Here is a 21,584-nt window from a genome sequence, read left to right on the forward strand (position 1 = left end):
GATCGCCGTACCCAAGTTAGGCTGCGCGGACCCCTGTTGACTGGAGGAAACCGTATGCGTCTCCCCGCCGTCCGGAGTTTGTCGCTGCTGGCCGTCACGGCCGCCGTCGTCACGGTGGGAGCCGCGGCCCCACCGGCGCAATCGGCCCCGCAGGATGCGCGGGCCCGGCCGGCCAAGGTGCCGGTCGCGGTCGGCTACGGGGGCGCGGTCGCCAGCGTGGACGCGGACGCCTCGGCGGCCGGTATCGAGGTGCTCCGCCAGGGCGGCAACGCCGTGGACGCCGCGGTGGCCACCGCGGCCGCGCTCGGCGTCACCGAGCCGTACTCGGCGGGCGTCGGCGGCGGCGGGTACTTCGTCTACTACAACGCCCGGCTGCACAAGGTGTTCACCATCGACGGCCGGGAGACCGCGCCGCGCAGCGCCACCGAGACGCTCTTCCAGGAGAACGGCAAGCCGCTCCCGTTCGCCGACGCGGTCACCAGCGGTCTGAGCGTCGGCACCCCCGGCACCCCCGCCACCTGGGCCACCGCCCTCGACAGCTGGGGCAGCCGCCCGCTCGGGCAGGTGCTCAAGCCCGCCGAGCGGATCGCGCGCGACGGCTTCACCGTCGACGAGACCTTCCGCTCGCAGACCGCGGCGAACCAGGACCGCTTCAAGGACTTCCCGGCCACCGCGAAGATCTTCCTGCCCGGCGGCGCCCCGCCCGTGGTCGGCTCCACGCTCACCAACCCGGACCTGGCCCGCACCTACCAGGAGCTGGGGAGGAAGGGCGTCGGAGCGATCTACCAGGGGGACATCGGCGCCGACATCGTCAGGACGGTCCGCAAGCTCCCGGTCGACCCCAACGCCACCCGCGTGGTGCGGGCCGGCGATCTGACCACCGCCGACCTGCGCGGCTACGCGGCCAAGCGGCAGGCCCCGACCCAGGTCTCCTACCGCGGCTACGACGTCTACTCGATCGCGCCGTCCTCGTCGGGCGGCACGACGGTCGGTGAGGCGCTCAACATCCTGGAGCGGACGAACCTCTCCCCGAAGAAGGCCACCGACGCCCAGTACCTGCACCGCTACATCGAGGCCAGCCGGATCGCCTTCGCCGACCGCGGGCGCTGGCTCGGCGACCCGGCCTTCGAGGACGTCCCGACCGGCGGACTGCTCTCGCAGCGCTACGCGGACTCGCGCGGCTGCCTCATCAAGGACACCGCGGTGCTCACCAGCCCGCTCGCACCGGGCGACCCGCGCCACCCCGCCGCCTGCGGCGGCACCGGCACGGCGGCTCCGACGACGTACGAGGGCGAGAACACCACGCACCTGACCGTCGCCGACAAGTGGGGCAACGTCGTCTCGTACACCCTCACCATCGAGCAGACCGGCGGCAGCGGCATCGTCGTCCCCGGCCGCGGCTTCCTGCTCAACAACGAGCTGACGGACTTCTCGTTCGCGCCCGCCAACCCGGCGGTCCACGACCCGAACCTGCCCGGCCCCGGCAAGCGCCCGCGCTCCTCGATCTCCCCGACGATCGTGCTGAAGGACGGCCGTCCCGCGTTCGCGCTCGGCTCGCCCGGCGGCTCCACCATCATCACCACCGTGCTGCAGGTCCTCACCGAGCACGTCGACCGCGGTCTGCCGCTCGTCGACGCGATCGCCGCACCGCGCGCCAGCCAGCGCAACGCGGCGGCCACCGAACTCGAACCGGCCCTGTTCACCAGCGCGACCAGGACACAGCTCGAAGCGCTCGGCCATGTCTTCACCCTGAACCCGGAGATCGGCGCGGCCACCGGCATCCAGCGGCTGCCCGACGGGCGCTGGCTCGCCGCGGCCGAGACGACCCGGCGCGGCGGCGGCTCGGCGATGGTGGTCAGCCCGAGCCACGCGGGCTGACCACCGGCCTCCCAGTCCCTCCTGGGAGCTACGGCCTAGGAGGGGATCCGGGTGACGTCGGAGACGGTCAGCTCCACCGGAAGTGCACCGGAGCTGATCTGGGCGGCCAGATCCTGGGCGGAGGTCCGGGTGAAGTTGCCGCTGATCTGCACCTCTCCGCCGGTGATCGACTGCGAGACGGAGGGCGCGGAGATCACCTGGCGGTCCAGCATGATGCCGATCTGGTTGGCGGGCGCGCTCTGCTGGGACAGCCGGCGGGTGAGCTCCGCGAACTTCGTACCACCCGCCGAGGTGAGCACCAGGTTGATCGTCCAGCCGTTGCCGGTCTGTGCGTCGAGCGACGCCTTGGCGCTGGTCACGTCCCGGCCGCTGAGAGCGACGGGACCGAGTACGTACTTCGTGGGGCCCGTCCGGTCACAGGCGACCGTCGGGCTCGTGGGGGACAGCGCCGGCGCGCTGGCCGGCACCGGCGCCATGCAGTCGAAGGCGGTGAACTGCCGCTGCAGTTCGGGCGGCACGGAGGCGTCGCCGCCCAGCACCGGCCGGAATCCCAGCTCGGCCGTGACGGCCAGCTGCCGCAGCCGGTCACCGCTGTCCCCGGGCGCCTCGGCGGTGATCGTGCCGCCGTGCACCTCGATCCGCGCGCCGTCCAGCCCGAACGCGTCGGCCCTGGCACGCAGCAGATCCACGGTGTGCCGCAACGTCTCGTCTCCCTGCGTCGAACGCGGGGTGTAGGTGACGGTGGTCCGGCCCGAGGCCGGGGTGCCGGACGCGGTGGACGTGCGGGTCGGGCCGGGGATCAGCGGGGACCGGTCCTTGCCGTCCGACGAGTTCGAGGAGCCGGAACACCCGGTCAGTGCGGCGCTCATGACGAGCACGGCGGCGACGGCGGTCAGGGCGGTCGCGGTGGCGCTCGCCGAGGACGTCGCGCGGGGGATCGTGCGGAGAAGACGCATAGCGGCCAGTCTCGCGGACCGGCGGCCGGCCGCGCAGAGGAATCGCCGCGCCTCGGGCGTCCCGGTGACCGGTGCGCCGGGTAAGGCGGTTGGGGCAGCTGCGGTGTGGACGAAAACTCCCCGTAGCCGCCCCGTAACACGAATGGTGTCGAATGCTGGGACGGGACTGCATGCCTCCGGGGCGGGGGCGGAGAGGCAGCAGCGATGACACAGCGCGGCGCCGGACCTCAACTGGCCGACTCTGCTAGGGAGTTCACCGAATTCTTCCGGGAGCTGGTCGCCGGACTGGGGGCCGCGCCGGGCTGGTACGGCGCCTTGTCGCGACGTGACCCGGGCGGGGTGAACGCGTACGAGGCGGGCGTGGAGCTGGCGCCCTGGGACGTGGTGCACGCCGTCCTCCACGACCTGGCCGCCCTGCGGGGCGCACCGGTCGACCCGGCCGACGTCGGCCGCGCCCAGCGGCTGTACCGCGCCGCCGCGGCCGGCCGGGACGCGGCCCCCGGCAGCGGGACGGCGCTGCGCTCCCGGCTGGACGCGATGCTCCGCGAACGCCACGACGCCGTGCTGCGCGAACGCGAGGCCGCGCACGCGGCGCACGAGTACGGAGCGACGGGCGGCGACCCCCACTCCGTGACGGCGGGGCGGCTGGCCAACGCCCTCGCCTGGGCCCGCGACGACCGGGAACGCGCGGGCGCGCGCTGCGCGGAGCTGCAGGCCCGGCTCGACGCGGTCGAGAAGCGGCTCGCCGGAGAGTTCTTCACGGACCGGTCCGCCGCCGACCGTTCCCCCGCGCCGGACGACTGGTTCCGCCCGCGCACGCCGGACCCGGTGGGCCGTTCGATGCCGGAGCAGAGCTCCGCCGCCGGACCGGCCGGGAGCACCGAACCCGTCGCGCCGGCCGCTCCGGCCGGACGGGGCAAGCGCCGACCCAAGGCGGCCGGGCGCGGTACCGGGTCGCGCCCGCGCGGCGCCCGGTTCGCGACGACGTTCGACGAGCCGTTCGACGAGCCGTTCGACGAGGCGGACGACGCGGCGTCCGAGGCGCCCCGGCAGGAGGGCCCCGCCGCGACAGCCGCCCCCGGACCCGCGGCAGGGCCCGCGCCGCGCGGCGCGCGCTTCGCCGGTGTCGCCGCCGAGGAGGCACCGGCACCGGCCGCCGGCGTACCGCCCGACGCCGGACCGCGGCAGGCGGAGGCCCGCAGTGAGGCGGCCCGGCTGGGCGGCCTGCGCCGGGCCGGGCGCGGCGGGGAGGCGTACGTGGTGCTGTGCGAGGCGGCGGCCGGCCCGGCCGCCGCGCTGCCGGTGCTGGCCCGCGAGCTGGAACGCGCCGGACTGGCGGCGGACGTCGCGACGCTCCTGTGGGAGGTCGCCGTCCTGCCGCCGGACCGGCTGGCCGCCGCCGCGGCCGCGCTGGCGCAGGCCGGCCGCACGGACGACTGCCGCACCCTGCTGCACCAGGCCGCGGCACGCCCCGCCGGCGAGGTCGCGGTGCTGGCGGCCGCGCTGTACGAGGAGAACGGGGGCGAGGAGGCCGGGATACTCCTGGGCGCCGTGGTCAGGACCCGGCTGCCCGAGGAGGCCGCGGCCGTCGCCGGCGCGTACCCCGGGCTCGCCACGCCGCTGCTGGAGGTCGCCGCGTCGATCTCCAAGCCACGCCGCCGGGACATCGCGGCCGCCCTGCGCCGCGCGGGCCTGCCGGACCGGTGAGCGCGCCGAAATCACCGGCGCCGGAGCACGCCGGACTGCCGGAGCGGCCGCCGGTTGCCCCGGTCGGGCTGGAAACGTGATCGTCCCGGTCAAGTAACGGTAGCGGTCTTGCCAGAGCGGGTAAGGCGCTTCTACGTTCTTCCACACGGCCGGAATCTACGTGCGTAGACCGGACGTGATGCCACGTCAGAGGAGCTGCTCATGAGCAACGTTGTGCGTGCCGCGCTCGTCCAGGCGACCTGGACCGGTGACACCGAGTCGATGATCGCCAAGCACGAGGAGTACGCCCGGGCCGCGGCCGCCCAGGGCGCCAAGGTCATCGGCTTCCAGGAGGTGTTCAACGCCCCCTACTTCTGCCAGGTCCAGGAGGCCGAGCACTACCGCTGGGCCGAACCGGTCCCCGACGGACCCACCGTCCAGCGGATGCAGGCGCTCGCCCGCGAGACCGGCATGGTGATCGTCGTGCCCGTCTACGAGGTCGAGCAGTCCGGCTTCTACTACAACACCGCCGCGGTCATCGATGCCGACGGAACCTTCCTCGGCAAGTACCGCAAGCACCACATTCCGCAGGTCAAGGGGTTCTGGGAGAAGTTCTACTTCAAGCCCGGCAACCTCGGCTGGCCGGTCTTCGACACCGCGGTCGGCCGGATCGGCGTCTACATCTGCTACGACCGGCACTTCCCCGAGGGCTGGCGCGCCCTGGGGCTGGCCGGCGCCCAGCTCGTCTACAACCCGTCGGCGACCTCACGCGGGCTGTCCGCCTACCTCTGGCAGCTGGAGCAGCCCGCCGCCGCCGTCGCCAACGAGTACTACATCGCCGCCATCAACCGGGTGGGCCAGGAGGAGTACGGCGAGAACGACTTCTACGGCACCAGTTACTTCGTCGACCCGCGCGGCAAGTTCGTCGGCGAGGTCGGGTCCGACACCAAGGAGGAGCTGGTCGTCCGGGACCTGGACTTCGACCTGATCGACGAGGTGCGCCAGCAGTGGGCGTTCTACCGGGACCGCAGGCCGGACGCCTACGGCGACCTCACGGAGGCCTGATCGTTATGGCCACTGTGACCGAGAACCTGCACTCCGCCCTGCACGCCCGCCACCAGGCCGTCATGCCCGACTGGCTCGCCACGTACTACAGCGAGCCCATCGAGATCACCCACGGCCAGGGCCGCCACGTCTGGGACGCCGAGGGCAACCGCTACCTCGACTTCTTCGGCGGCATCCTGACCACGATGACCGCGCACGCCCTCCCCGAGGTCACCGCCGCCATCACCGAGCAGGCCGGGAAGATCCTGCACTCCTCGACGCTCTATCTGAGCCGGCAGACCGTCGACCTGGCCGAGCGCATCGCCCGGCTGTCCGGCATCCCGGACGCCCGGGTCTTCTTCACCACCTCCGGCACCGAGGCGAACGACACCGCGCTGCTGCTCGCCACCGCCTACCGGGGCTCGAACCAGGTCCTGGCGCTGCGCAACAGCTACCACGGCCGCTCCTTCACCTCGATCGGCATCACCGGCAACTCCGCCTGGTCGCCGACCAGCCTCTCCCCGCTCCAGACGCTGTACGTGCACGGCGGCGTCCGCTCCCGCGGCCCGTACGCGCACCTGGACGACGCCGCGTTCACCGCCGCGTGCGTCGAGGACCTGGAGGACATCCTCGGCCAGGCCAACGGCAGCGTCGCGGCGCTGATCGCGGAACCGATCCAGGGCGTCGGCGGCTTCACCTCCGGGCCTGACGGGCTGCTGGCCGCGTTCAAGCGGGTCCTGGACCGGCACGGCATCCTGTGGATCACCGACGAGGTGCAGACCGGCTGGGGCCGGACGGGTGATCATTTCTGGGGCTGGCAGGCCCACGACCAGGCCGGCCCGCCGGACATCCTGACCTTCGCCAAGGGCATCGGCAACGGCATGTCCATGGGCGGTGTCGTGGCCCGCGCCGAGGTCATGAACTGCCTGACCGCGAACTCCATCTCGACCTTCGGCGGCAGCCCGATCACCACCGCGGGCGCGCTCGCCAACCTGACGTACCTCGTCGACCACGACCTGCAGGGCAACGCCCGCCGGGTCGGCGGGCTGCTCAAGTCCCGGCTGGAGGCGATCAGCGCCGCGCTGCCCATCGTCCGCGAGGTGCGCGGCCGGGGCCTGATGCTCGGCCTCGAACTCGTCGAACCCGACACCGGCGAACCGTCGGCGCAGGCCGCGAGCCTGGTGCTGGAGGCGGCCCGCGAGTACGGGCTGCTGATCGGCAAGGGCGGCCGGGCCGGCAACGCGCTGCGGATCGCACCGCCGCTGACGCTCAGCGTCGCCGAGGCGGAAGAAGGCGCGAGCGCCCTCGCGGACGCGCTCAGGCAGACCCAGGACAAGCTCGCCGGAGGCAGGTCATGAGCACTGAACGTACCGTCGTCCGCGGCGGACTCGTCATCACCGCGGCCGAGGAGGTCCACGCCGATGTGCTGATCGAGGGCAGCCGGGTGGTGGCCCTCGCCGCCCACGAGTCGGCCGTCGCGGAGAGCTGGACCTCCGGCGACGCCCGGATCGTCGAGGCCGCCGGCAAGTACGTCATCCCGGGCGGCGTCGACGCGCACACCCACATGGAGCTGCCGTTCGGCGGCACCGCGGCGTCCGACACCTTCGAGACCGGCACCCGGGCCGCGGCCTGGGGCGGCACCACGACGATCGTGGACTTCGCCGTCCAGAGCGTCGGCCACTCGCTGCGCTCCGGCCTGGACGCCTGGCACGCCAAGGCCGACGCCCAGTGCGCCATCGACTACGCCTTCCACATGATCCTCTCCGACGTCAACGAGGACACGCTGAAGGAGATGGACATCCTGGTGGAGGAGGGTGTGACCAGCTTCAAGCTGTTCATGGCCTACCCCGGCGTCTTCTACAGCGACGACGGCCAGATCCTGCGCGCCATGCAGCGCTCCGCCGGCAACGGCGGCCTGATCATGATGCACGCCGAGAACGGCATCGCCATCGACGTCCTCGTCCAGCAGGCGCTGGCGGCCGGCCACACCGACCCCCGCTACCACGGCGAGGTCCGCAAGGCCCTGCTGGAGGCCGAGGCCACCCACCGGGCCATCCAGCTCGCGCGGGTGGCGGGCTCCCCGCTGTACGTCGTGCACGTCTCCGCCGAGGAGGCGCTCGCCGAGCTGGTGCAGGCGCGCGACAAGGGCCTCAACGTCTTCGGCGAGACCTGTCCGCAGTACCTCTTCCTGTCCACCGACAACCTCGCCGAGCCGGGCTTCGAGGGCGCCAAGTACGTCTGCTCCACACCGCTGCGCCCCAAGGAGCACCAGGAGGCGCTCTGGCGGGGGCTGCGCACCAACGACCTCCAGGTCGTCTCCACCGACCACTGCCCGTTCTGCTTCACCGGGCAGAAGGACCTCGGCCGGGGTGACTTCTCCAAGATCCCCAACGGGCTGCCGGGCGTGGAGAACCGGATGGACCTGCTGCACCAGGCGGTCGTGGACGGCCGCATCAGCCGGCGGCGCTGGATCGAGATCGCCTGCGCCACCCCGGCCAGGATGTTCGGCCTCTACCCGCGCAAGGGCACCATCGCGCCCGGCGCCGACGCCGACATCGTCATCTACGACCCGCACGCCGAGCAGGTCGTCTCCGCCGAGACCCATCACATGAACGTCGACTACTCGGCGTACGAGGGGAAGCGGCTCACCGGACGGGTCGAGAGCGTCCTGTCGCGCGGCGAGCCCGTGATCACCGACCGGACGTACGTGGGGCGGGCCGGCCACGGCCAGTACACCCCGCGCAGCACCTGCCAGTACCTCATCTAGGAGCAGCGCCATGGACTTCGGCCTCGTCCTGCAGACGGATCCGCCCGCTTCCGGTGTCGTCGGCCTCATGCGCCGCGCCGAGCGCAACGGGTTCACCCACGGCTGGACCTTCGACTCCGCCGTGCTCTGGCAGGAGCCCTTCGTCATCTACAGCCGCATCCTCGAACACACCCGCACACTGATCGTCGGCCCGATGGTCACCAACCCCGGCACCCGCACCTGGGAGGTGACCGCGTCCACCTTCGCCACCCTCAACTCCATGTACGGCAACCGCACGGTGTGCGGCATCGGGCGCGGCGACTCGGCGATGCGGGTCGCCGGGCGCAAGCCCAACACCCTCGCGCGCGTCGGCGAGGCGATGGGCGTCATCCGCGACCTCGCCGAGGGCCGCGAGGCGTCCGTCGACGGCACGCCCATGCGGCTGCCGTGGGTGGAGAACGGGAAGCTGCCCGTCTGGATGGCCGCCTACGGGCCCAAGGCGCTCGCCCTGGCCGGTGAGAAGGCCGACGGCTTCATCCTGCAGCTGGCCGACCCGTTCCTCACCGAGTGGATGATCCACGCCGTGCGGGAAGCGGCGTCGGCCGCCGGCCGCGACCCGTCCGCCATCACCATCTGCGTGGCCGCGCCCGCCTACGTCACGGACGGCAGCGACGAACAGCTCGCGCACGCCCGCGAACAGTGCCGCTGGTTCGGCGGCATGGTCGGCAACCACGTCGCCGACCTCGTCTCCCGCTACGGCGAGCACTCCGGCCTGGTGCCCGACGAGCTGACCGCGTACATCAAGCAGCGCCAGGGGTACGACTACGCCCACCACGGCCGCTCGGGCAACCCCGACACCGCCTTCGTGCCCGACGAGATCGTCGACCGCTTCTGTCTGCTCGGCCCGGTCGAGGCGCATCTCGCCAAGCTCGAACACCTCCGTGGGCTGGGCGTCGACCAGTTCGCGCTGTACGACATGCACGACGCCAAGGAGTCGACCATCGACGCCTACGGCGAGCACATCATCCCCGCCCTGAGATGACCCCGAGATGAGGTGCCGATGCCCATAACCGCAAGCCCGGGTGACCGCGTCGAACTGCCGGCCGGCGCGGCCCTGCCCGACACCCGGTTCGCCAACGACGACCTGCTGCCCGTCCCGGTCGCGCGCCGCACGTGGACGACGTACAACTTCACCGCGCTGTGGATCGGGATGGCGCACAACATCCCGTCCTGGACGCTCGCCTCCGGCCTCGTCGCGCTCGGCATGGACTGGAAGCAGGCGGTCTTCACGATCGCCCTGGCGAACGTGATCGTGCTCTTCCCGATGCTGCTCACCGGGCACGCGGGACCCCGGTACGGCATTCCGTTCCCGGTACTGGCCAGGGCCTCCTTCGGACTGCGCGGGGCGAACCTGCCGGCGCTGGTGCGAGCCGCGGTGGCCTGTGCCTGGTTCGGCATCCAGACCTGGATCGGCGGGCAGGGCATATTCATCCTGCTCGGCAAGATCTTCGGCGGCGGCTGGGCGGACGTCGGGAAGATCGGCGGCTATCCGTGGACCATGTGGCTGTGCTTCGTGGTCTTCTGGGTCCTCGAACTGGCCATCATCTACCGGGGCATGGACACCCTGCGGCGCTTCGAGAACTGGGCCGCGCCGTTCGTCCTCGTCGGCGCCGTCGTGCTGCTGATCTGGATCACGGTGAAGGCCGGCGGCCTGGGGCCGCTGCTCGACCAGCCGTCGAAGCTCGGCTGGGGCAGCGACTTCTGGCCGGTCTTCTTCCCGTCGCTGATGGGCATGATCGGCTTCTGGTCCACCCTGTCGCTGAACATCCCCGACTTCACCCGCTTCGGCGCCGGCCAGCGGGCCCAGATCTGGGGCCAGTCGCTGGGCCTGCCCACGACGATGACGTTCTTCGCGCTGCTGTCGGTCCTGGTCACCTCCGGATCGCAGGCCGTCTACGGAGCGGCCATCTGGAACCCGGTCGAGCTGGCCGCCAAGACCGACAACGTCTTCGGCCTGGTCTTCGCGCTGGTCACCGTGCTCATCGCGACCATCAGTGTGAACATCGCGGCCAATGTGGTGTCACCGGCCTACGACCTGTCCAACCTCGCGCCGAAGTACATCAACTTCCGCACCGGGGCGCTGATCACCGGAGTGGTGGGCGTGGTGATCTTCCCGTGGAAGCTCATCGAGACCCCCGAGTTCTACATCTTCACCTGGCTGGGCGTGGTCGGCGGGCTGCTGGGAACGGTCGCCGGCATCCTCATCGCCGACTACTGGATCATCCGCCGCACCGTCCTGGACCTGGTGGACCTCTACACTCCCGGCGGCCGCTACTGGTACACCGCAGGCTGGAACTGGCGGGCGGTCGCGGCCTTCGTCGTCGGCGGGGTGCTGGCGGTCGGCGGCTCCCACTCGGAGCCCGGCAAGGGCCCCTTCCCCGCCGACGGCATGATCCCGTTCCTCAAACCGCTCGCGGACTACGGCTGGGCCGTCGGCCTCGGCTCCGCGCTCGTCCTCTACACGGCCCTCATGCACCCCCTGCTCCGGCGAACCGTACGACAGGACGCGGCCCCGGTCTGATTTGATGGAGCCATGGTCAACGAGGTCAACGAGGAGCTGCTCGCCGCCGTCGAGCGGGTGGTGCGGACCGTGGTCGCCGAGGAGGTCACGCCACGCTGGCGGCGGCTCGCGGCCGAGGACGTGATCGAGAAGAACGGCCCCTACGACCTGGTGACCACCGCCGACCGCCGGGCGGAGGAACGGCTCACCGAGGAGCTGACCGCGCTGCTGCCGGGCTCCGTGGTCGTCGGCGAGGAAGCGGTCAGCGCCGACCCCGGCGTCCTCAAGCGGCTGGACGGCGACGACCCGGTGTGGGTCGTCGACCCGGTCGACGGCACCGCCAACTTCGTACGCGGCGAGGACGGTTACGCGACGCTCGTCACCCTCGTGCAGGGTGGCGAGCCGCTCGCGTCCTGGACCTACGTCCCCGAGCGGGGCCTGATGGCGACCGCGCGGCGCGGCGCCGGCGCGTATCTCAACGGGCAGCGGATGCGCACGGCCGCCGCACCGGACGGCACCCTGCGGGTCTCGACGTCGAACCCGGTCTTCCGCACCGGCCAGGAGCGGGTGCTGCTCGGCCGGCTGGAGGCGGCCGGCGCGGCGACCCGCTCGTGCACCTGCGCCGGCATCGAGTACCTGGAGCTGGCCAGGGGCGGCGTCGACGGCGTCGCCTTCTTCTGGGAACTGCCCTGGGACCACGCCGCCGGGCTGCTCCTGGTGACCGAGGCCGGCGGCGCGAGCCTGACGGTGATCGGTGAGCCGTTCCGTATCCCCGGAGGCAACGCGTTGCCGTTCTCCATCGCCCGCGACGCGGAGACCGCGCGGCGGATCATCGAGCTGATGGGCGCGTGATGAGCCGGACCGCAGTAGTGGACGTGGTGGTCGTCGGGGCCGGGCCGAACGGGCTGACGGCCGCGGCCGAGCTGGCCCGCGCGGGCCTGTCCGTACAGATCTACGAGGCGGCCGACACGATCGGCGGCGGCGCCAGGACCCAGGAGCTGACGCTGCCGGGCTTCCGGCACGACCCGTGCTCCGCGGTGCACCCCATGGGCGCCGGCTCGCCCGCGTTCAAGGCGCTGCCGCTGCGCGCGCACGGCCTGGAGTGGCTGCACCCCGAGCTGCCGATGGCGCACCCCTTCCCGGACGGCACGGCCGCGCTGCTGTCGCGTTCGGTGGGGGAGACCGCCGCGTCCTTCGGCGCGCACGACGCCGTCCGGTACCGGCGGCTGGTGGCCCCGTACATCGGCCACTGGAACACCATGGCCGCCGACCTGCTGCGGCCCCAGTGGCGCGGGGTGCCCATCGACCCCTACCGGTTCGCGCGGTTCGGTCTGACCGGGCTGCCGCCGGTCGCCCTGCTGGCCCGGCGGTTCCGCGACCCCAAGGCCCGTGGCCTGCTGGCCGGTCTGGCCGCGCACGCGATCACCCCGCTCACCGCACCGCTCACCGGCGCCACCGCCCTGATGTTCGCGCTCGCCGCGCACGCGGTCGGCTGGCCGATCGCGCGCGGCGGCTCGCAGGCGATCTCGGACGCCCTCGCCTCGTACCTCACGGAGCAGGGCGGCGTCGTCCACACCGGGGTGACGGTGCGCAAGCTCGACGAGCTGCCGCCCGCGCGGGCCTACGTCTTCGACACCTCACCGACCGCGCTGGCCCGGATCGCCGGACTCGGCGACGCCTACCGGAACTTCAGCTACGGCCCGTCCGTCTTCAAGATCGACTACGCGCTGGACGGTCCCGTCCCCTGGACCGCGCCCGACGCCCGCCGCGCCGGCACGGTCCACATCGGCCCGACGTATACGGAGATCGGCGACGCGCTCAACCGGGCGGTCAGCGGCCGGCCGCCGCAGACCCCCTTCCTGATCACCTCGCAGCCGACGGTCGTCGACCCCTCCCGCGCCCCGCAGGGCAAGCACGTCTTCTGGGCCTACGGCCACGTCCCGCACGACTGGCGCGGCAACGCCACCGACGCCGTCGAGCGGCAGATCGAGCGCTTCGCGCCCGGTTTCCGCGACCTCGTCCTGGCCCGCGCCGTCGCGGGACCGGCCGAACTCGCCGCTCACAACGTCAACTACGTCGGCGGTGACATCGCCTGCGGCGCCTTCGCCGGGATCCAGACCGTGCTGCGCCCGAAGATCGCCTGGAACCCCTACGCCACCGCCCGCCCCAACGTCTTCCTGTGCTCCTCCGCGACCCCGCCGGGTCCCGGAGTGCACGGCATGAGCGGGCACCACGCGGCCCGCTCCGTCCTCAGGTCCCTGGCGAAGCGAGCGCGCTGAGCAGCGCGGGCAGCGCCGTGCCGATCGGCTTCCGCACCACCTCGGCGGCCAACTCGTCGTAGGGCGTGGGCTCCGCGTTCACGATCACCAGCCGTGCCCCGTGCTCGGCCGCGATGCCCGCCAGTGACGCGGCGGGCTGCACCCGCAGCGTCGTGCCCACGGAGAAGAACACGTCGCACGCCTTGGCGATGGCCATCGCCTGCGCCAGCACCGCGGGGTCGAGCCGCTGCCCGAACATCACCGTCGCGGACTTCAGGATCCCTCCGCACACCAGGCACGGCGGGTCCTCCTCGCCGGCCGCCACCCGCTCCAGCGCGGTGTCCATGCCGCTGCGCGCATGGCACTTCGTGCAGACGACGGCGCGGGCGGTGCCGTGCAGTTCCAGCACCTTGCGGGCGGGCAGCCCCGCCAACTGGTGCAGCCCGTCGACGTTCTGGGTGATGACGCGGACCGGGACGCCGGACCGCTCCAGTTCCGCCACCGCGAGGTGCGCGGCGTTGGGGCGCGCGTGCCAGGTCTCGCTGTCGCGCCGCATGAGCCAGGCGCGGCGGCGGACGTCCGGGTCGGCCATGTACGTGTCGTAGGTGACGAGCTTCTCCGCACCGGGGTCGCGCCGCCACAGGCCGTTGGGGCCGCGGTAGTCCGGAATCCCCGAGTCCGTGGAGATGCCGGCCCCGCTCAGGATCGCCACGAGGGGCTTGCGGTTGGTCATCTCCGCAGCGTAGGGCGCAACACGGGTGCGGACGAGCGGGTTTCCGCCGCGGCGGACCCACCGCGTTGTCGTACCCGGCGGCTACGGTTTCGGGTATGACGGATCTTCGGGTATTGCATCGGCAGGCGCTGCGGACGGCGGAAGAGATCACCGGAAGGATCGGCGCGACCCGGCTGGATGTGGCCACGCCGTGCGGGGACTGGACGTTGCGGCAGCTGCTGGAGCACATGGTGGGGCAGAACCACGGCTTCGCCGCGGCTGCGCGGGGGGAGACGAAGGACCGGTCGGTGTTCGCCGACCGGCCGGTGGGGGACGACCCGGCCGGGGCGTTCGCGGCGTCGGCCGCCGATGTGGCGGCGGCCTTCACCGAATCGGGGGTGCTGGACCGGAGTTGGTGGCTTCCGGAGATCCGCGACGGGCGGGCCTTCCCTGCGCCGGTGGCGATCGGATTCCACTTCGTGGACACGGTGGTGCACGGCTGGGACGTCGCGCGGGCGCTCGGCGTCGACGCGAAGTTCGACCCGGAGGTGCTGGAGGCGGCGCTGCCGGTGGCCGCGGCGGTACCGGCGGGGGAGAGCCGGCTGACCGCCGGCGCGGCGTTCGGGCCCGCGGTGGCCGACGGCGGTACGGGCGATCCGCTCGACCGGATCGTCGCGATACTGGGCCGCTCCCCGCAGTGGCCGCGGGACGCGTGATGCCGTCCCGGCCCCGCGACCTGTCCGGCTCTCTGTCTAGGAGTCGAGCAGGTCGCGGGTGTCGGCGACGAGTGCGGCCGCCGCTTCGACGGCGGCCGCCGGATCGTCGAGCCGGGTCAGGACGGCCTCGGCGCGGGTGCGGAAGTCCGGGGGCGTCCCGGGGAGCGCCGCGGCGGCCGCCAGCGCGCCCTTCTCGTTGAGGCACCAGGCGCGGTGGTGTGCGTGGAGGGACTGGGTGAGGACGCCGACCGCCCGGGACAGACAGAGCGCGACATGCAGTGTGTCGCCCGCGCGGGCGGACTTGCGGGCGGCGGCCACCGAGAACTCCGCTTCCCAGGCGGCGGCGACGAGCGCCGCGCGCAACGGTTCGGGATAGTGCCGGGTCTGCTCCCGTAGTGCCGTCAACTCCCCTTCCCGATCGGCGAGTACGCGGCCCAGCGCCACCTCGCCCGGATAGGCGGGGGACCAGAAGCCGAGCGGGTGGCCGGGCTGCGTGCCGACCTCGTAGCGGCCTGCGCGGCAGTCGTCCCAGACGCGCTCGACGCGGTCGAGGTCGCGCAGGATCCAGTCGACCGGCAGCCCGTCGACCGTCAGCCAGGCGCCGCCGTTCACCCAGGGTCCCCAGCCGCCGGGGCTCGCGACCTCGACGGGTCCGCCGGTGAACTCCGCCGCGAGGGCGGCCAGCGCCGCGGTGTCGGGCTCACCCCGGTAGTACAGGCCGAGGTCCCAGTCGGAGTCCGGGCGGTGGGTGCCGCGGGCCCGGCTGCCGCCGAGCAGCACACCGGCGATGCCCGGGAGACCGGCCAGCCGCTCGGCCATCGCGTGCACGGCAGGGCTCTCAGCGCCGGGGGAGGGGGCGGGGGAGGAATCGTGGGACACGTTGCCAGCCTAGACGTGGCGGCTCTAGGCTTACCCACCAGTAAACTTACTCTGGAGTAAGGGTGGTGCCCGGCATGGCCGACATCGGCGATCTCGACCTCGACACGCTCGACTTCGGTACGGTCGAGCCGAAGGAATTCGCCCGCATCGTCAAGGAGCTGCCCGTCCGGCGGATCGCCGAGCTGATGAGCGGGCCGCAGCGCGAGCGCGTGCTCGACGAGGTGTTCAACCGGATGGAGACCCTCTTCAAGCCGGACGTCGCGGGCAAGCGTGATGCGCTCATCCGGTGGCGGATCACCAACGGCGACGACGCCCGCGACGTCTACGAGACGCATATCGCCGAGGGCGCCTGCACGGTCTCCCGGCAGGACAGCGGCCGCGATCCGCAGCTCACCCTCACCATGGCCGCCCCGGAATTCCTCAAGCTCGTCTCGGGCAACGCCTCTGGCCCGGCGCTGTTCTTCACCCGTAAGCTCAAGATCCAGGGCGACATCCGCCTCGCCGGCGGACTGACGTACTTCTTCGACATACCGAAGGCGTGAGGGTGTAGATGCGGATACCCCGGCAGGCGGCGAGAGTCGCGGTGCTCGACCCGGCCGGAGCGATTTTCCTGCTCCGGTCGGACAACGAGGAAGTCGGCGTCCACTGGCTCATGCCCGGTGGCGGCCTCGACCCGGGGGAGACCCCCGTGCAGGGGGCGCTGCGGGAAGTGCTGGAGGAGACCGGCTGGTCGGATGTCGAACCCGGCGCTGTGCTGTGCACCTGGGAGCACGACTTCACCCGGGCCGGTGTGCCGGTCCGGCAGTTCGAGCACATCTTCCTCGGCAACGGCCCGCGCAGGCCGCCGACGGGTGATGTGAGCGGCGTTCACCAGGAGGACGGGATCCTGGAGTGGCGCTGGTGGACCCCGGAGGAGCTCGCGGCGACCCCGGAGGCGCTGTGGCCCCCGCAGTTGCCGGAGCTGCTCGCCCGGCTGCGCGACGAGGGTCCGCCGGAGCGTCCCGTCGAGCTCGGGTTCGTCGCCGGCACCGGCACCCGGGCCGGGTAGGCGCCCGGTGTTCACCACCCGGCCCACCCTCCAGGGCACCTTCGGCATGGTCTCCTCGACGCACTGGCTGGCGTCGCAGTCGGCGATGGCCGTGCTGGAGGACGGGGGCAACGCGTTCGACGCCGCGGTGGCCGCCGGCTTCGTCCTGCACGTCGTCGAACCGCATCTGAACGGTCCCGCGGGCGAGGTGCCGATCCTCCTCGCCCCGGCCGGCGGACCGGTGCGGGTGCTGTGCGGGCAGGGGCCGGCCCCCGCCGGAGCGTCCGTCGGGCACTACCGGAGCCTCGGCCTGGACCTGGTGCCCGGCACCGGACCGCTGGCCGCCGCCGTGCCGGGCGCGTTCGACGCGTGGATGGTGCTGCTGCGCGACCACGGCACGAAGTCCCCCGCCGAGGTCCTGAAGTACGCCATCGGCTACGCCGAACACGGGCATCCGGCGGTCGCGGCGATCGGCGCGACCGTGGAGGCGGTGCGCACCCTCTTCGCGACCGAGTGGACCGCTTCCGCCGCGCTCTATCTGTCGGCGGGCCGGGCACCGCGGCCTGGCGCCCTGCTGCGGAACCCCGCCCTCGCCGCCACCTGGCGGCGCCTGCTGCGCGAGGCCGACGCGCAGGCGGCGGGCAGTGGGCGGGAGGAGCGGATCGAGGCCGCCCGGCGGATCTGGCGCTCGGGCTTCATCGGCGAGGCGCTGGCCGCCGCCGCGGCCCGCCCCGCGATGGACACCTCCGGCGAACGGCACGCCTCGACGCTCAACGGGGACGACCTGACCGGCTACGAGGCCCGCTACGAACCCCCGCTCACATACGACCGGTTCGGCTGGACGGTCTGCAAGCCGGGGCCGTGGAGCCAGGGCCCGGTCTTCGCCCAGCAGCTCGCCCTGCTGCCCGACGGCTTCGGCTACGAGGAGCCCGGCTACGTCCACACCCTCGTCGAAGGCGCCAAGCTCGCGATGGCCGACCGCGAGGCCTGGTACGGCGACGCCGCGGAGGTCCCGGTCGGCGCGCTGCTGTCACCCGCGTACAACGCCGGGCGCCGGGCCCTGATCGGCGCCGACGCGTCCTACGAGCTGCGCCCCGGCAGCCCGGACGGACGCGCGCCCCGGCTGCCGCGCTTCACCGTCGACAGCGCACCGCGGGCACCGGGCACGGGTGAACCGACCGTGGCGTCGGGCGAACCCGCCCCGGGATCAGCCGCAGGTTCCGCCGCCGCGCCCACCTCCGAACCCACCGTCGCCGCCGACGGCCGCACCCGCGGCGACACCTGCCATGTCGATGTCGTCGACCGCTGGGGCAACATGGTCGCCGCCACCCCGAGCGGCGGCTGGCTGCAGTCCAGCCCGCTGATCCCGGAACTCGGCTTCCCGCTCGGCACAAGGCTGCAGATGACCTGGCTGGAGGAGGGGCTGCCCAACTCCCTCACGCCCGGCCGCCGCCCGCGCACCACGCTGTCGCCGTCGATGGCGCTGCGCGACGGCGAACCCGTCCTGGCGTTCGGCACCCCCGGCGGCGACCAGCAGGACCAGTGGTCACTGCACTTCTTCCTGGCCGTCGCGCTGGGCGGCCTCGGACTGCAGGAGGCGATCGACGCGCCCGGCTGGCACACCGACGGCTTCCCCGGCTCGTTCCATCCACGTGCCATGCGGCCCGGCAGCGTCACCGTCGAGTCCCGGCTCGGCGAGCGGGCGATCGGCGAGCTGCGGCGCCGCGGCCACCAGGTGACGGTCGGCGGCCCCTGGTCGGAGGGCCGGCTCTGCGCGGTCGCCCGCGATCCCGCGACGGGCGTGCTGTCCGCGGGCGCCAACCCGCGCGGCATGCAGGGCTACGCGGTCGGCCGCTGACCGGTCCTGCCGGTGTGATCCACCGCGGGCGCCGGGCCGACCCGGTGGCCGTTCTCCAGCTCCGCGGGCCCGGTGCCGGCCATCAGCGCGGTGAACCCGGCGCGGATCCGGCGTTCCATACCGGGCTGGACGAAGGTGCCGACCTGGTCGAGGGGGACCAGGTTCCAGGCGTCCAGCTCCTCCTTCTGCAGCTGGATCGCGCCGAGCTGGGTGCCGTCGAGCACCCCGCCGTCGTACAGGTACACCGCCAGCGGCGGCCGGCTGGGGCTGGTCACCCAGTCGATCGCGATGAGCGCGCCGGGGGCGATGTCCAGGCCGATCTCCTCGGCGGCCTCACGGCGCGCACCCTGCCGGGGCGATTCGTCCTGCCCCGACTCGATCGTCCCGCCGGGCAGAATCCACTTCTTCTCGCCCTCGCGGTAGTTGGGATCCACGAGCAGCACACGGCCCGCCCCGTCACGGAACAGCACCGCCGCTCCGGCGAGGATCTTCGGCAGACCGGCGATGTATGAGGCGTAGTCCTGGGTCACGGACCCAACTTACGCGGCTCAGACGTCGTCGAAAGGCGCGGCATACGCGAACGCGCCACGCAGTGCCGGATCGGCCGGATCGTAGCCGGACAGCGTCCGGACCTGGAAGTACGGCCGCCACTCGGGCACCGCGGGGGTGATCCCGTACTCCTCGGCGAGCCGGAAACCGAACCGTGCGTAGTAGCGGGGATCGCCGAGCAGGATCACCAGCGGCGCGCCCAGCGCGTCGCAGGCGCCGAGGGCGGTGTGCATCAGGGCCTTGCCGACGCCGGACCGCTGGTGGCCGGGAGCCACCGCCAGCGGGCCGATCGCGAGCACGGGCGTCTCCCCGACGTGGCCGCGGGTGGCCAGCGCATGCCCGGTCACCCGCCCCTCCCCGTCCGTCGCCACCAGCGACAGCTCGGGGAGCCACGCGTCGTCCGCCCGCAGCCGGTCGACCAGCAGCGCCTCGACGGTGCCGCTGCCCGCGGCCTGGCCGGGCTTGGTGAACGCGGCGGCGATGACCTCGCGGATCGCGTCGATGTCGGTGGCTCGTTCCCGTCGGATCAGCACCGGCGCACTCTGGCGCACCGCACCGGGCCCGCGCAACGGAATTTCCGCCGCCGGTGCCGCGGTCCGTGTCTCGCCGGCACCGATCAGGACATCCCGCTATGGTCGTGAATCTTCCGGTTTGCGGGGGTGGCGCGCTGGACCGGCCATGGGCAGGCGGCCGATGGCGGGATATGGTCCGAGCGGCGCGATGTTCCGTATCGGATGGGGAGTAAACGTGTCCGACGCTGCAAGACACACAACGGGGCGCGTGCTGATCGCCGCCGACAAGTTCAAGGGTTCGCTGACCGCGGTGCAAGTCGCCGAGCACGTCACGGCCGGCCTGCTGCACGTGGTGCCGGGGCTGACGGTCGAGTCGCTGCCGGTCGCCGACGGCGGTGACGGCACCGTCGACGCGGCGGTCGCGGCCGGCTTCGAGCGACGTGAGCTCCAGGTGACCGGGCCGCTGGGCGAGCCCGTGACCGCCACGTACGCCGTACGTGACACCACCGCCGTGGTCGAGATGGCCGAGGCCTCCGGCCTGCGGCACCTGCCGGAGGGCGTCTTCGCGCCGCTCACGGCCACCACCCACGGCACCGGTGAGCTGCTGCGCGCCGCGCTGGACGACGGTGCGCGCACCATCGTGCTCGGCGTCGGCGGCAGCGCCACCAACGACGGCGGGGCCGGCATGCTCGTCGCGCTCGGGGCCCGCCTGCTCGACGCGGACGGAGCACCGGTCGGTCCCGGCGGCGGGGCGCTGGCCGCCCTCGCCACCGCGGACCTCTCCGGGCTCGACCCGCGGCTGGCCGGCACCGAGGTGGTGCTCGCCAGCGACGTCGACAACCCGCTGCTCGGCCCGAAGGGCGCCGCGGCCGTCTACGGCCCGCAGAAGGGCGCCACCGAGCAGGACGTGGCCACCCTCGACGCCGCCCTCGGACGGTTCGTCGAGGTGCTCACCGAGGCCCGTGGCTCCGCCGCGGCGAATGCCGCGGAGGCGCCGGGAGCCGGCGCCGCGGGCGGTATCGGCTACGGAGCGCTCGTCGGGCTCGACGCGGCCTTCCGGCCCGGTATCGACGTCATGCTCGACGTTCTCGGCTTCGCCGAGGCGCTGGACCGCGCCGACCTGGTGATCACCGGTGAGGGCTCGCTCGACGAGCAGACCCTGCACGGCAAGGCCCCGGTCGGCGTCGCACAGGCCGCCCGCGCCCGCAACATCGACGTCGTCGCCGTCTGCGGCCGGCTCGCCCTGGCCCCCGGCGCTCTCGGCGGGGCCGGCATCCGCCGCGCCTACGCCCTGACCGACATCGAGCCGGACCCGGCCGTCTGCATGGCCCAGGCCGGCCCCCTCCTGGAGCGCGTCGCCCAGGCACTGGCCCGGGACTTCCTGGCGCCGTAGCGCAACGCGACACGGGCGGGCCGGAGCACCTCCGGCCCGCCCGTGTCCATGCCGTGCCTCAGTCGACCAACCGGGCCGCCGCGAAGGCGAGCAGTTCGTCGAGGGCGATCTCCCGGGGCTCGCCGTCCTGGGTGTCCCACTCCGCGAGGTACCAGGCGCCGTGCCACTCGACGCGCCAGACCTTGCCGTGGCGGTTCTCGAACTCCACGAAGCTTCCGGGTCCGCCGTCCATCGCGCGGAGTTCCTGCTGAAGAATCGCCGCGGTGGCGAATCCACGTCCGGGGTTGGTACTCCGGCCGAGGCTCCTGGTGTTCGCGTACCGCATCTTGAGGAACGGGAACGGCTCCCGGTCGAGCTGGTTCATCCGCAGTTGGTTGAAGCGGGTCACCGCCTCCGGGACGGTCTCCGTCCCGGAGAATTCGAAGGAATGGGCGGGAAAGACCAGACGCACGAACTGCATCAGGTCGGGCTTCTCCACACGGTAGAAACCGTGCACCTCCGGCATGATGCCCACGACCACGTCGAAGCCGCGTCCGCCAGGCGCCGCGAAGCCCGCCACGGCACCGAAATGGGGATTGCGGGCGAAGAACTCCTCTTCATGGGCGCGGGCGAACGTCAGAACCGCGACCGCGAGTTCGTTGTCGAAGGTCCCGCGGCTGTTCGTCTGCAGCAGACGGGCCCCATCGGCGGACAGAGCGCCCGCGAAGTTGATCCCGGGCGCCGGAGACCAGTGCCAGGCGTCCTCCAGACCGGGGAGTGGGGCCACGTTGCGGAAACCGGTGACTACCGCCCGGATGTCCATGAGTCCTC

Annotated in this window: 20 protein-coding genes; 14 read left to right on the forward strand and 6 right to left on the reverse strand. The window is 72.9% G+C overall.

The window, feature by feature from the left end; translation table 11 throughout:
• Nucleotides 1–54 precede the first annotated feature (54 nt).
• Entirely contained in the window at nucleotides 55–1,878 is a 1,824-nt protein-coding gene (ggt, locus tag LNW72_RS30995) for a gamma-glutamyltransferase (protein WP_250978375.1), read from the forward strand.
• Nucleotides 1,879–1,913: 35 nt separating this feature from the next.
• On the opposite strand, the gene secD is transcribed toward ggt, so the two are convergent.
• On the reverse strand, nucleotides 1,914–2,834 hold the full coding sequence (gene secD / locus LNW72_RS31000; protein ID WP_250978376.1) for a hypothetical protein: 921 nt from the start codon (nucleotides 2,832–2,834) through the stop codon (nucleotides 1,914–1,916).
• A gap of 204 nt (nucleotides 2,835–3,038) precedes the next feature.
• Between secD and LNW72_RS31005 the strand changes: the two genes are divergently transcribed.
• The 8 genes from LNW72_RS31005 (at nucleotide 3,039) to LNW72_RS31040 (ending at nucleotide 13,149) form a co-directional block, all read left to right on the forward strand.
• Entirely contained in the window at nucleotides 3,039–4,541 is a 1,503-nt protein-coding gene (locus LNW72_RS31005) for a hypothetical protein (RefSeq protein WP_250978377.1), read from the forward strand.
• Nucleotides 4,542–4,742: 201 nt separating this feature from the next.
• The gene (locus LNW72_RS31010) at nucleotides 4,743–5,585 is read left to right on the forward strand and encodes a nitrilase-related carbon-nitrogen hydrolase (RefSeq protein ID WP_250978378.1); all 843 of its coding nucleotides are present in this window, start codon (nucleotides 4,743–4,745) and stop codon (nucleotides 5,583–5,585) included.
• A 5-nt stretch (nucleotides 5,586–5,590) separates the two neighbouring features.
• A complete protein-coding gene (locus tag LNW72_RS31015) occupies nucleotides 5,591–6,922 on the forward strand; it encodes an aspartate aminotransferase family protein (RefSeq protein WP_250978379.1) in 1,332 nt (443 codons plus the stop codon).
• The gene (hydA, locus tag LNW72_RS31020) at nucleotides 6,919–8,331 is read left to right on the forward strand and encodes a dihydropyrimidinase (RefSeq protein ID WP_250978380.1); all 1,413 of its coding nucleotides are present in this window, start codon (nucleotides 6,919–6,921) and stop codon (nucleotides 8,329–8,331) included. Before LNW72_RS31015 ends, hydA begins: the two co-directional genes overlap by 4 nt.
• Nucleotides 8,332–8,341: 10 nt before the next feature.
• Nucleotides 8,342–9,352: a TIGR03842 family LLM class F420-dependent oxidoreductase gene (locus LNW72_RS31025; RefSeq protein WP_250978381.1), complete on the forward strand. Its 1,011-nt coding sequence runs from the start codon at nucleotides 8,342–8,344 to the stop codon at nucleotides 9,350–9,352.
• A gap of 18 nt (nucleotides 9,353–9,370) precedes the next feature.
• Nucleotides 9,371–10,891 (forward strand): NCS1 family nucleobase:cation symporter-1, encoded by a 1,521-nt coding sequence (locus LNW72_RS31030; protein WP_250978382.1) that lies wholly within the window; start codon nucleotides 9,371–9,373, stop codon nucleotides 10,889–10,891.
• 12 nt (nucleotides 10,892–10,903) lie between these two features.
• Nucleotides 10,904–11,722: an inositol monophosphatase family protein gene (locus LNW72_RS31035; RefSeq protein WP_250978383.1), complete on the forward strand. Its 819-nt coding sequence runs from the start codon at nucleotides 10,904–10,906 to the stop codon at nucleotides 11,720–11,722.
• Nucleotides 11,722–13,149 carry an NAD(P)/FAD-dependent oxidoreductase gene (locus LNW72_RS31040; RefSeq protein WP_250978384.1) on the forward strand — a complete coding sequence of 476 codons (1,428 nt, stop codon included), beginning with the start codon at nucleotides 11,722–11,724 and terminating at the stop codon, nucleotides 13,147–13,149. The genes LNW72_RS31035 and LNW72_RS31040 overlap by 1 nt, the downstream gene beginning before the upstream one ends.
• Here LNW72_RS31040 and LNW72_RS31045 read toward each other — a convergent pair.
• The gene (locus tag LNW72_RS31045; RefSeq protein ID WP_250978385.1) at nucleotides 13,121–13,861 is read right to left on the reverse strand and encodes a Sir2 family NAD-dependent protein deacetylase; all 741 of its coding nucleotides are present in this window, start codon (nucleotides 13,859–13,861) and stop codon (nucleotides 13,121–13,123) included. The genes LNW72_RS31040 and LNW72_RS31045 overlap by 29 nt on opposite strands.
• 95 nt (nucleotides 13,862–13,956) lie before the next feature.
• Here LNW72_RS31045 and LNW72_RS31050 point away from each other — a divergent pair, with 95 nt between their 5' ends.
• Nucleotides 13,957–14,556, forward strand: a complete 600-nt coding sequence (locus tag LNW72_RS31050; RefSeq protein WP_250978386.1) for a TIGR03086 family metal-binding protein — start codon at nucleotides 13,957–13,959, stop codon at nucleotides 14,554–14,556.
• 36 nt (nucleotides 14,557–14,592) lie between these two features.
• Here LNW72_RS31050 and LNW72_RS31055 read toward each other — a convergent pair whose 3' ends face one another.
• Nucleotides 14,593–15,375, reverse strand: coding sequence for a DUF4037 domain-containing protein (locus LNW72_RS31055; RefSeq protein WP_250980390.1), 783 nt, complete (start codon nucleotides 15,373–15,375; stop codon nucleotides 14,593–14,595).
• A gap of 134 nt (nucleotides 15,376–15,509) precedes the next feature.
• Between LNW72_RS31055 and LNW72_RS31060 the strand changes: the two genes are divergently transcribed.
• From LNW72_RS31060 to LNW72_RS31070, 3 genes are read left to right on the forward strand one after another with little or no spacing between them, the layout of a single operon-like run.
• Nucleotides 15,510–15,977 carry an SCP2 sterol-binding domain-containing protein gene (locus LNW72_RS31060; RefSeq protein WP_250978387.1) on the forward strand — a complete coding sequence of 156 codons (468 nt, stop codon included), beginning with the start codon at nucleotides 15,510–15,512 and terminating at the stop codon, nucleotides 15,975–15,977.
• A gap of 8 nt (nucleotides 15,978–15,985) precedes the next feature.
• A complete protein-coding gene (locus LNW72_RS31065; protein WP_250978388.1) occupies nucleotides 15,986–16,483 on the forward strand; it encodes an NUDIX hydrolase in 498 nt (165 codons plus the stop codon).
• 7 nt (nucleotides 16,484–16,490) lie between these two features.
• The gene (locus tag LNW72_RS31070) at nucleotides 16,491–18,320 is read left to right on the forward strand and encodes a gamma-glutamyltransferase (RefSeq protein ID WP_250978389.1); all 1,830 of its coding nucleotides are present in this window, start codon (nucleotides 16,491–16,493) and stop codon (nucleotides 18,318–18,320) included.
• Here the strand turns inward: LNW72_RS31070 and LNW72_RS31075 are convergent.
• Both LNW72_RS31075 and LNW72_RS31080 read right to left on the reverse strand, forming a co-directional pair.
• Nucleotides 18,302–18,850 carry an NUDIX hydrolase gene (locus LNW72_RS31075; RefSeq protein WP_250978390.1) on the reverse strand — a complete coding sequence of 183 codons (549 nt, stop codon included), beginning with the start codon at nucleotides 18,848–18,850 and terminating at the stop codon, nucleotides 18,302–18,304. The two genes, LNW72_RS31070 and LNW72_RS31075, sit on opposite strands and share 19 nt — an antisense overlap.
• A gap of 18 nt (nucleotides 18,851–18,868) precedes the next feature.
• Nucleotides 18,869–19,402 (reverse strand): GNAT family N-acetyltransferase, encoded by a 534-nt coding sequence (locus LNW72_RS31080; protein WP_250978391.1) that lies wholly within the window; start codon nucleotides 19,400–19,402, stop codon nucleotides 18,869–18,871.
• Nucleotides 19,403–19,589: 187 nt separating this feature from the next.
• On the opposite strand from LNW72_RS31080, the gene LNW72_RS31085 reads away from it, so the two are divergent.
• Nucleotides 19,590–20,774, forward strand: a complete 1,185-nt coding sequence (locus LNW72_RS31085) for a glycerate kinase (RefSeq protein ID WP_250978392.1) — start codon at nucleotides 19,590–19,592, stop codon at nucleotides 20,772–20,774.
• 58 nt (nucleotides 20,775–20,832) lie between these two features.
• Here the strand turns inward: LNW72_RS31085 and LNW72_RS31090 are convergent, their stop codons facing one another.
• Nucleotides 20,833–21,576 (reverse strand): hypothetical protein, encoded by a 744-nt coding sequence (locus LNW72_RS31090; protein WP_250978393.1) that lies wholly within the window; start codon nucleotides 21,574–21,576, stop codon nucleotides 20,833–20,835.
• Nucleotides 21,577–21,584 lie beyond the last annotated feature (8 nt).

It is taken from the genome of Streptomyces sp. RKAG293 (assembly GCF_023701745.1).
GTDB lineage: Bacteria > Actinomycetota > Actinomycetes > Streptomycetales > Streptomycetaceae > Actinacidiphila.

Coding starts and splice junctions, on each gene's coding strand:
- LNW72_RS31090 (WP_250978393.1), bottom strand. CDS start 21,576: ATGGACATCCGGGCGGTAGTCACCGGTTTCCGCAACGTGGCCCCACTC.
- LNW72_RS31010 (WP_250978378.1), top strand. CDS start 4,743: ATGAGCAACGTTGTGCGTGCCGCGCTCGTCCAGGCGACCTGGACCGGT.
- LNW72_RS31060 (WP_250978387.1), top strand. CDS start 15,510: ATGGCCGACATCGGCGATCTCGACCTCGACACGCTCGACTTCGGTACG.
- LNW72_RS31005 (WP_250978377.1), top strand. CDS start 3,039: ATGACACAGCGCGGCGCCGGACCTCAACTGGCCGACTCTGCTAGGGAG.
- LNW72_RS31025 (WP_250978381.1), top strand. CDS start 8,342: ATGGACTTCGGCCTCGTCCTGCAGACGGATCCGCCCGCTTCCGGTGTC.
- hydA (WP_250978380.1), top strand. CDS start 6,919: ATGAGCACTGAACGTACCGTCGTCCGCGGCGGACTCGTCATCACCGCG.
- LNW72_RS31050 (WP_250978386.1), top strand. CDS start 13,957: ATGACGGATCTTCGGGTATTGCATCGGCAGGCGCTGCGGACGGCGGAA.
- LNW72_RS31015 (WP_250978379.1), top strand. CDS start 5,591: ATGGCCACTGTGACCGAGAACCTGCACTCCGCCCTGCACGCCCGCCAC.
- secD (WP_250978376.1), bottom strand. CDS start 2,834: ATGCGTCTTCTCCGCACGATCCCCCGCGCGACGTCCTCGGCGAGCGCC.
- LNW72_RS31085 (WP_250978392.1), top strand. CDS start 19,590: ATGTTCCGTATCGGATGGGGAGTAAACGTGTCCGACGCTGCAAGACAC.
- LNW72_RS31045 (WP_250978385.1), bottom strand. CDS start 13,861: ATGACCAACCGCAAGCCCCTCGTGGCGATCCTGAGCGGGGCCGGCATC.
- LNW72_RS31030 (WP_250978382.1), top strand. CDS start 9,371: ATGCCCATAACCGCAAGCCCGGGTGACCGCGTCGAACTGCCGGCCGGC.
- LNW72_RS31035 (WP_250978383.1), top strand. CDS start 10,904: ATGGTCAACGAGGTCAACGAGGAGCTGCTCGCCGCCGTCGAGCGGGTG.
- ggt (WP_250978375.1), top strand. CDS start 55: ATGCGTCTCCCCGCCGTCCGGAGTTTGTCGCTGCTGGCCGTCACGGCC.
- LNW72_RS31055 (WP_250980390.1), bottom strand. CDS start 15,375: ATGGCCGAGCGGCTGGCCGGTCTCCCGGGCATCGCCGGTGTGCTGCTC.
- LNW72_RS31040 (WP_250978384.1), top strand. CDS start 11,722: ATGAGCCGGACCGCAGTAGTGGACGTGGTGGTCGTCGGGGCCGGGCCG.
- LNW72_RS31065 (WP_250978388.1), top strand. CDS start 15,986: ATGCGGATACCCCGGCAGGCGGCGAGAGTCGCGGTGCTCGACCCGGCC.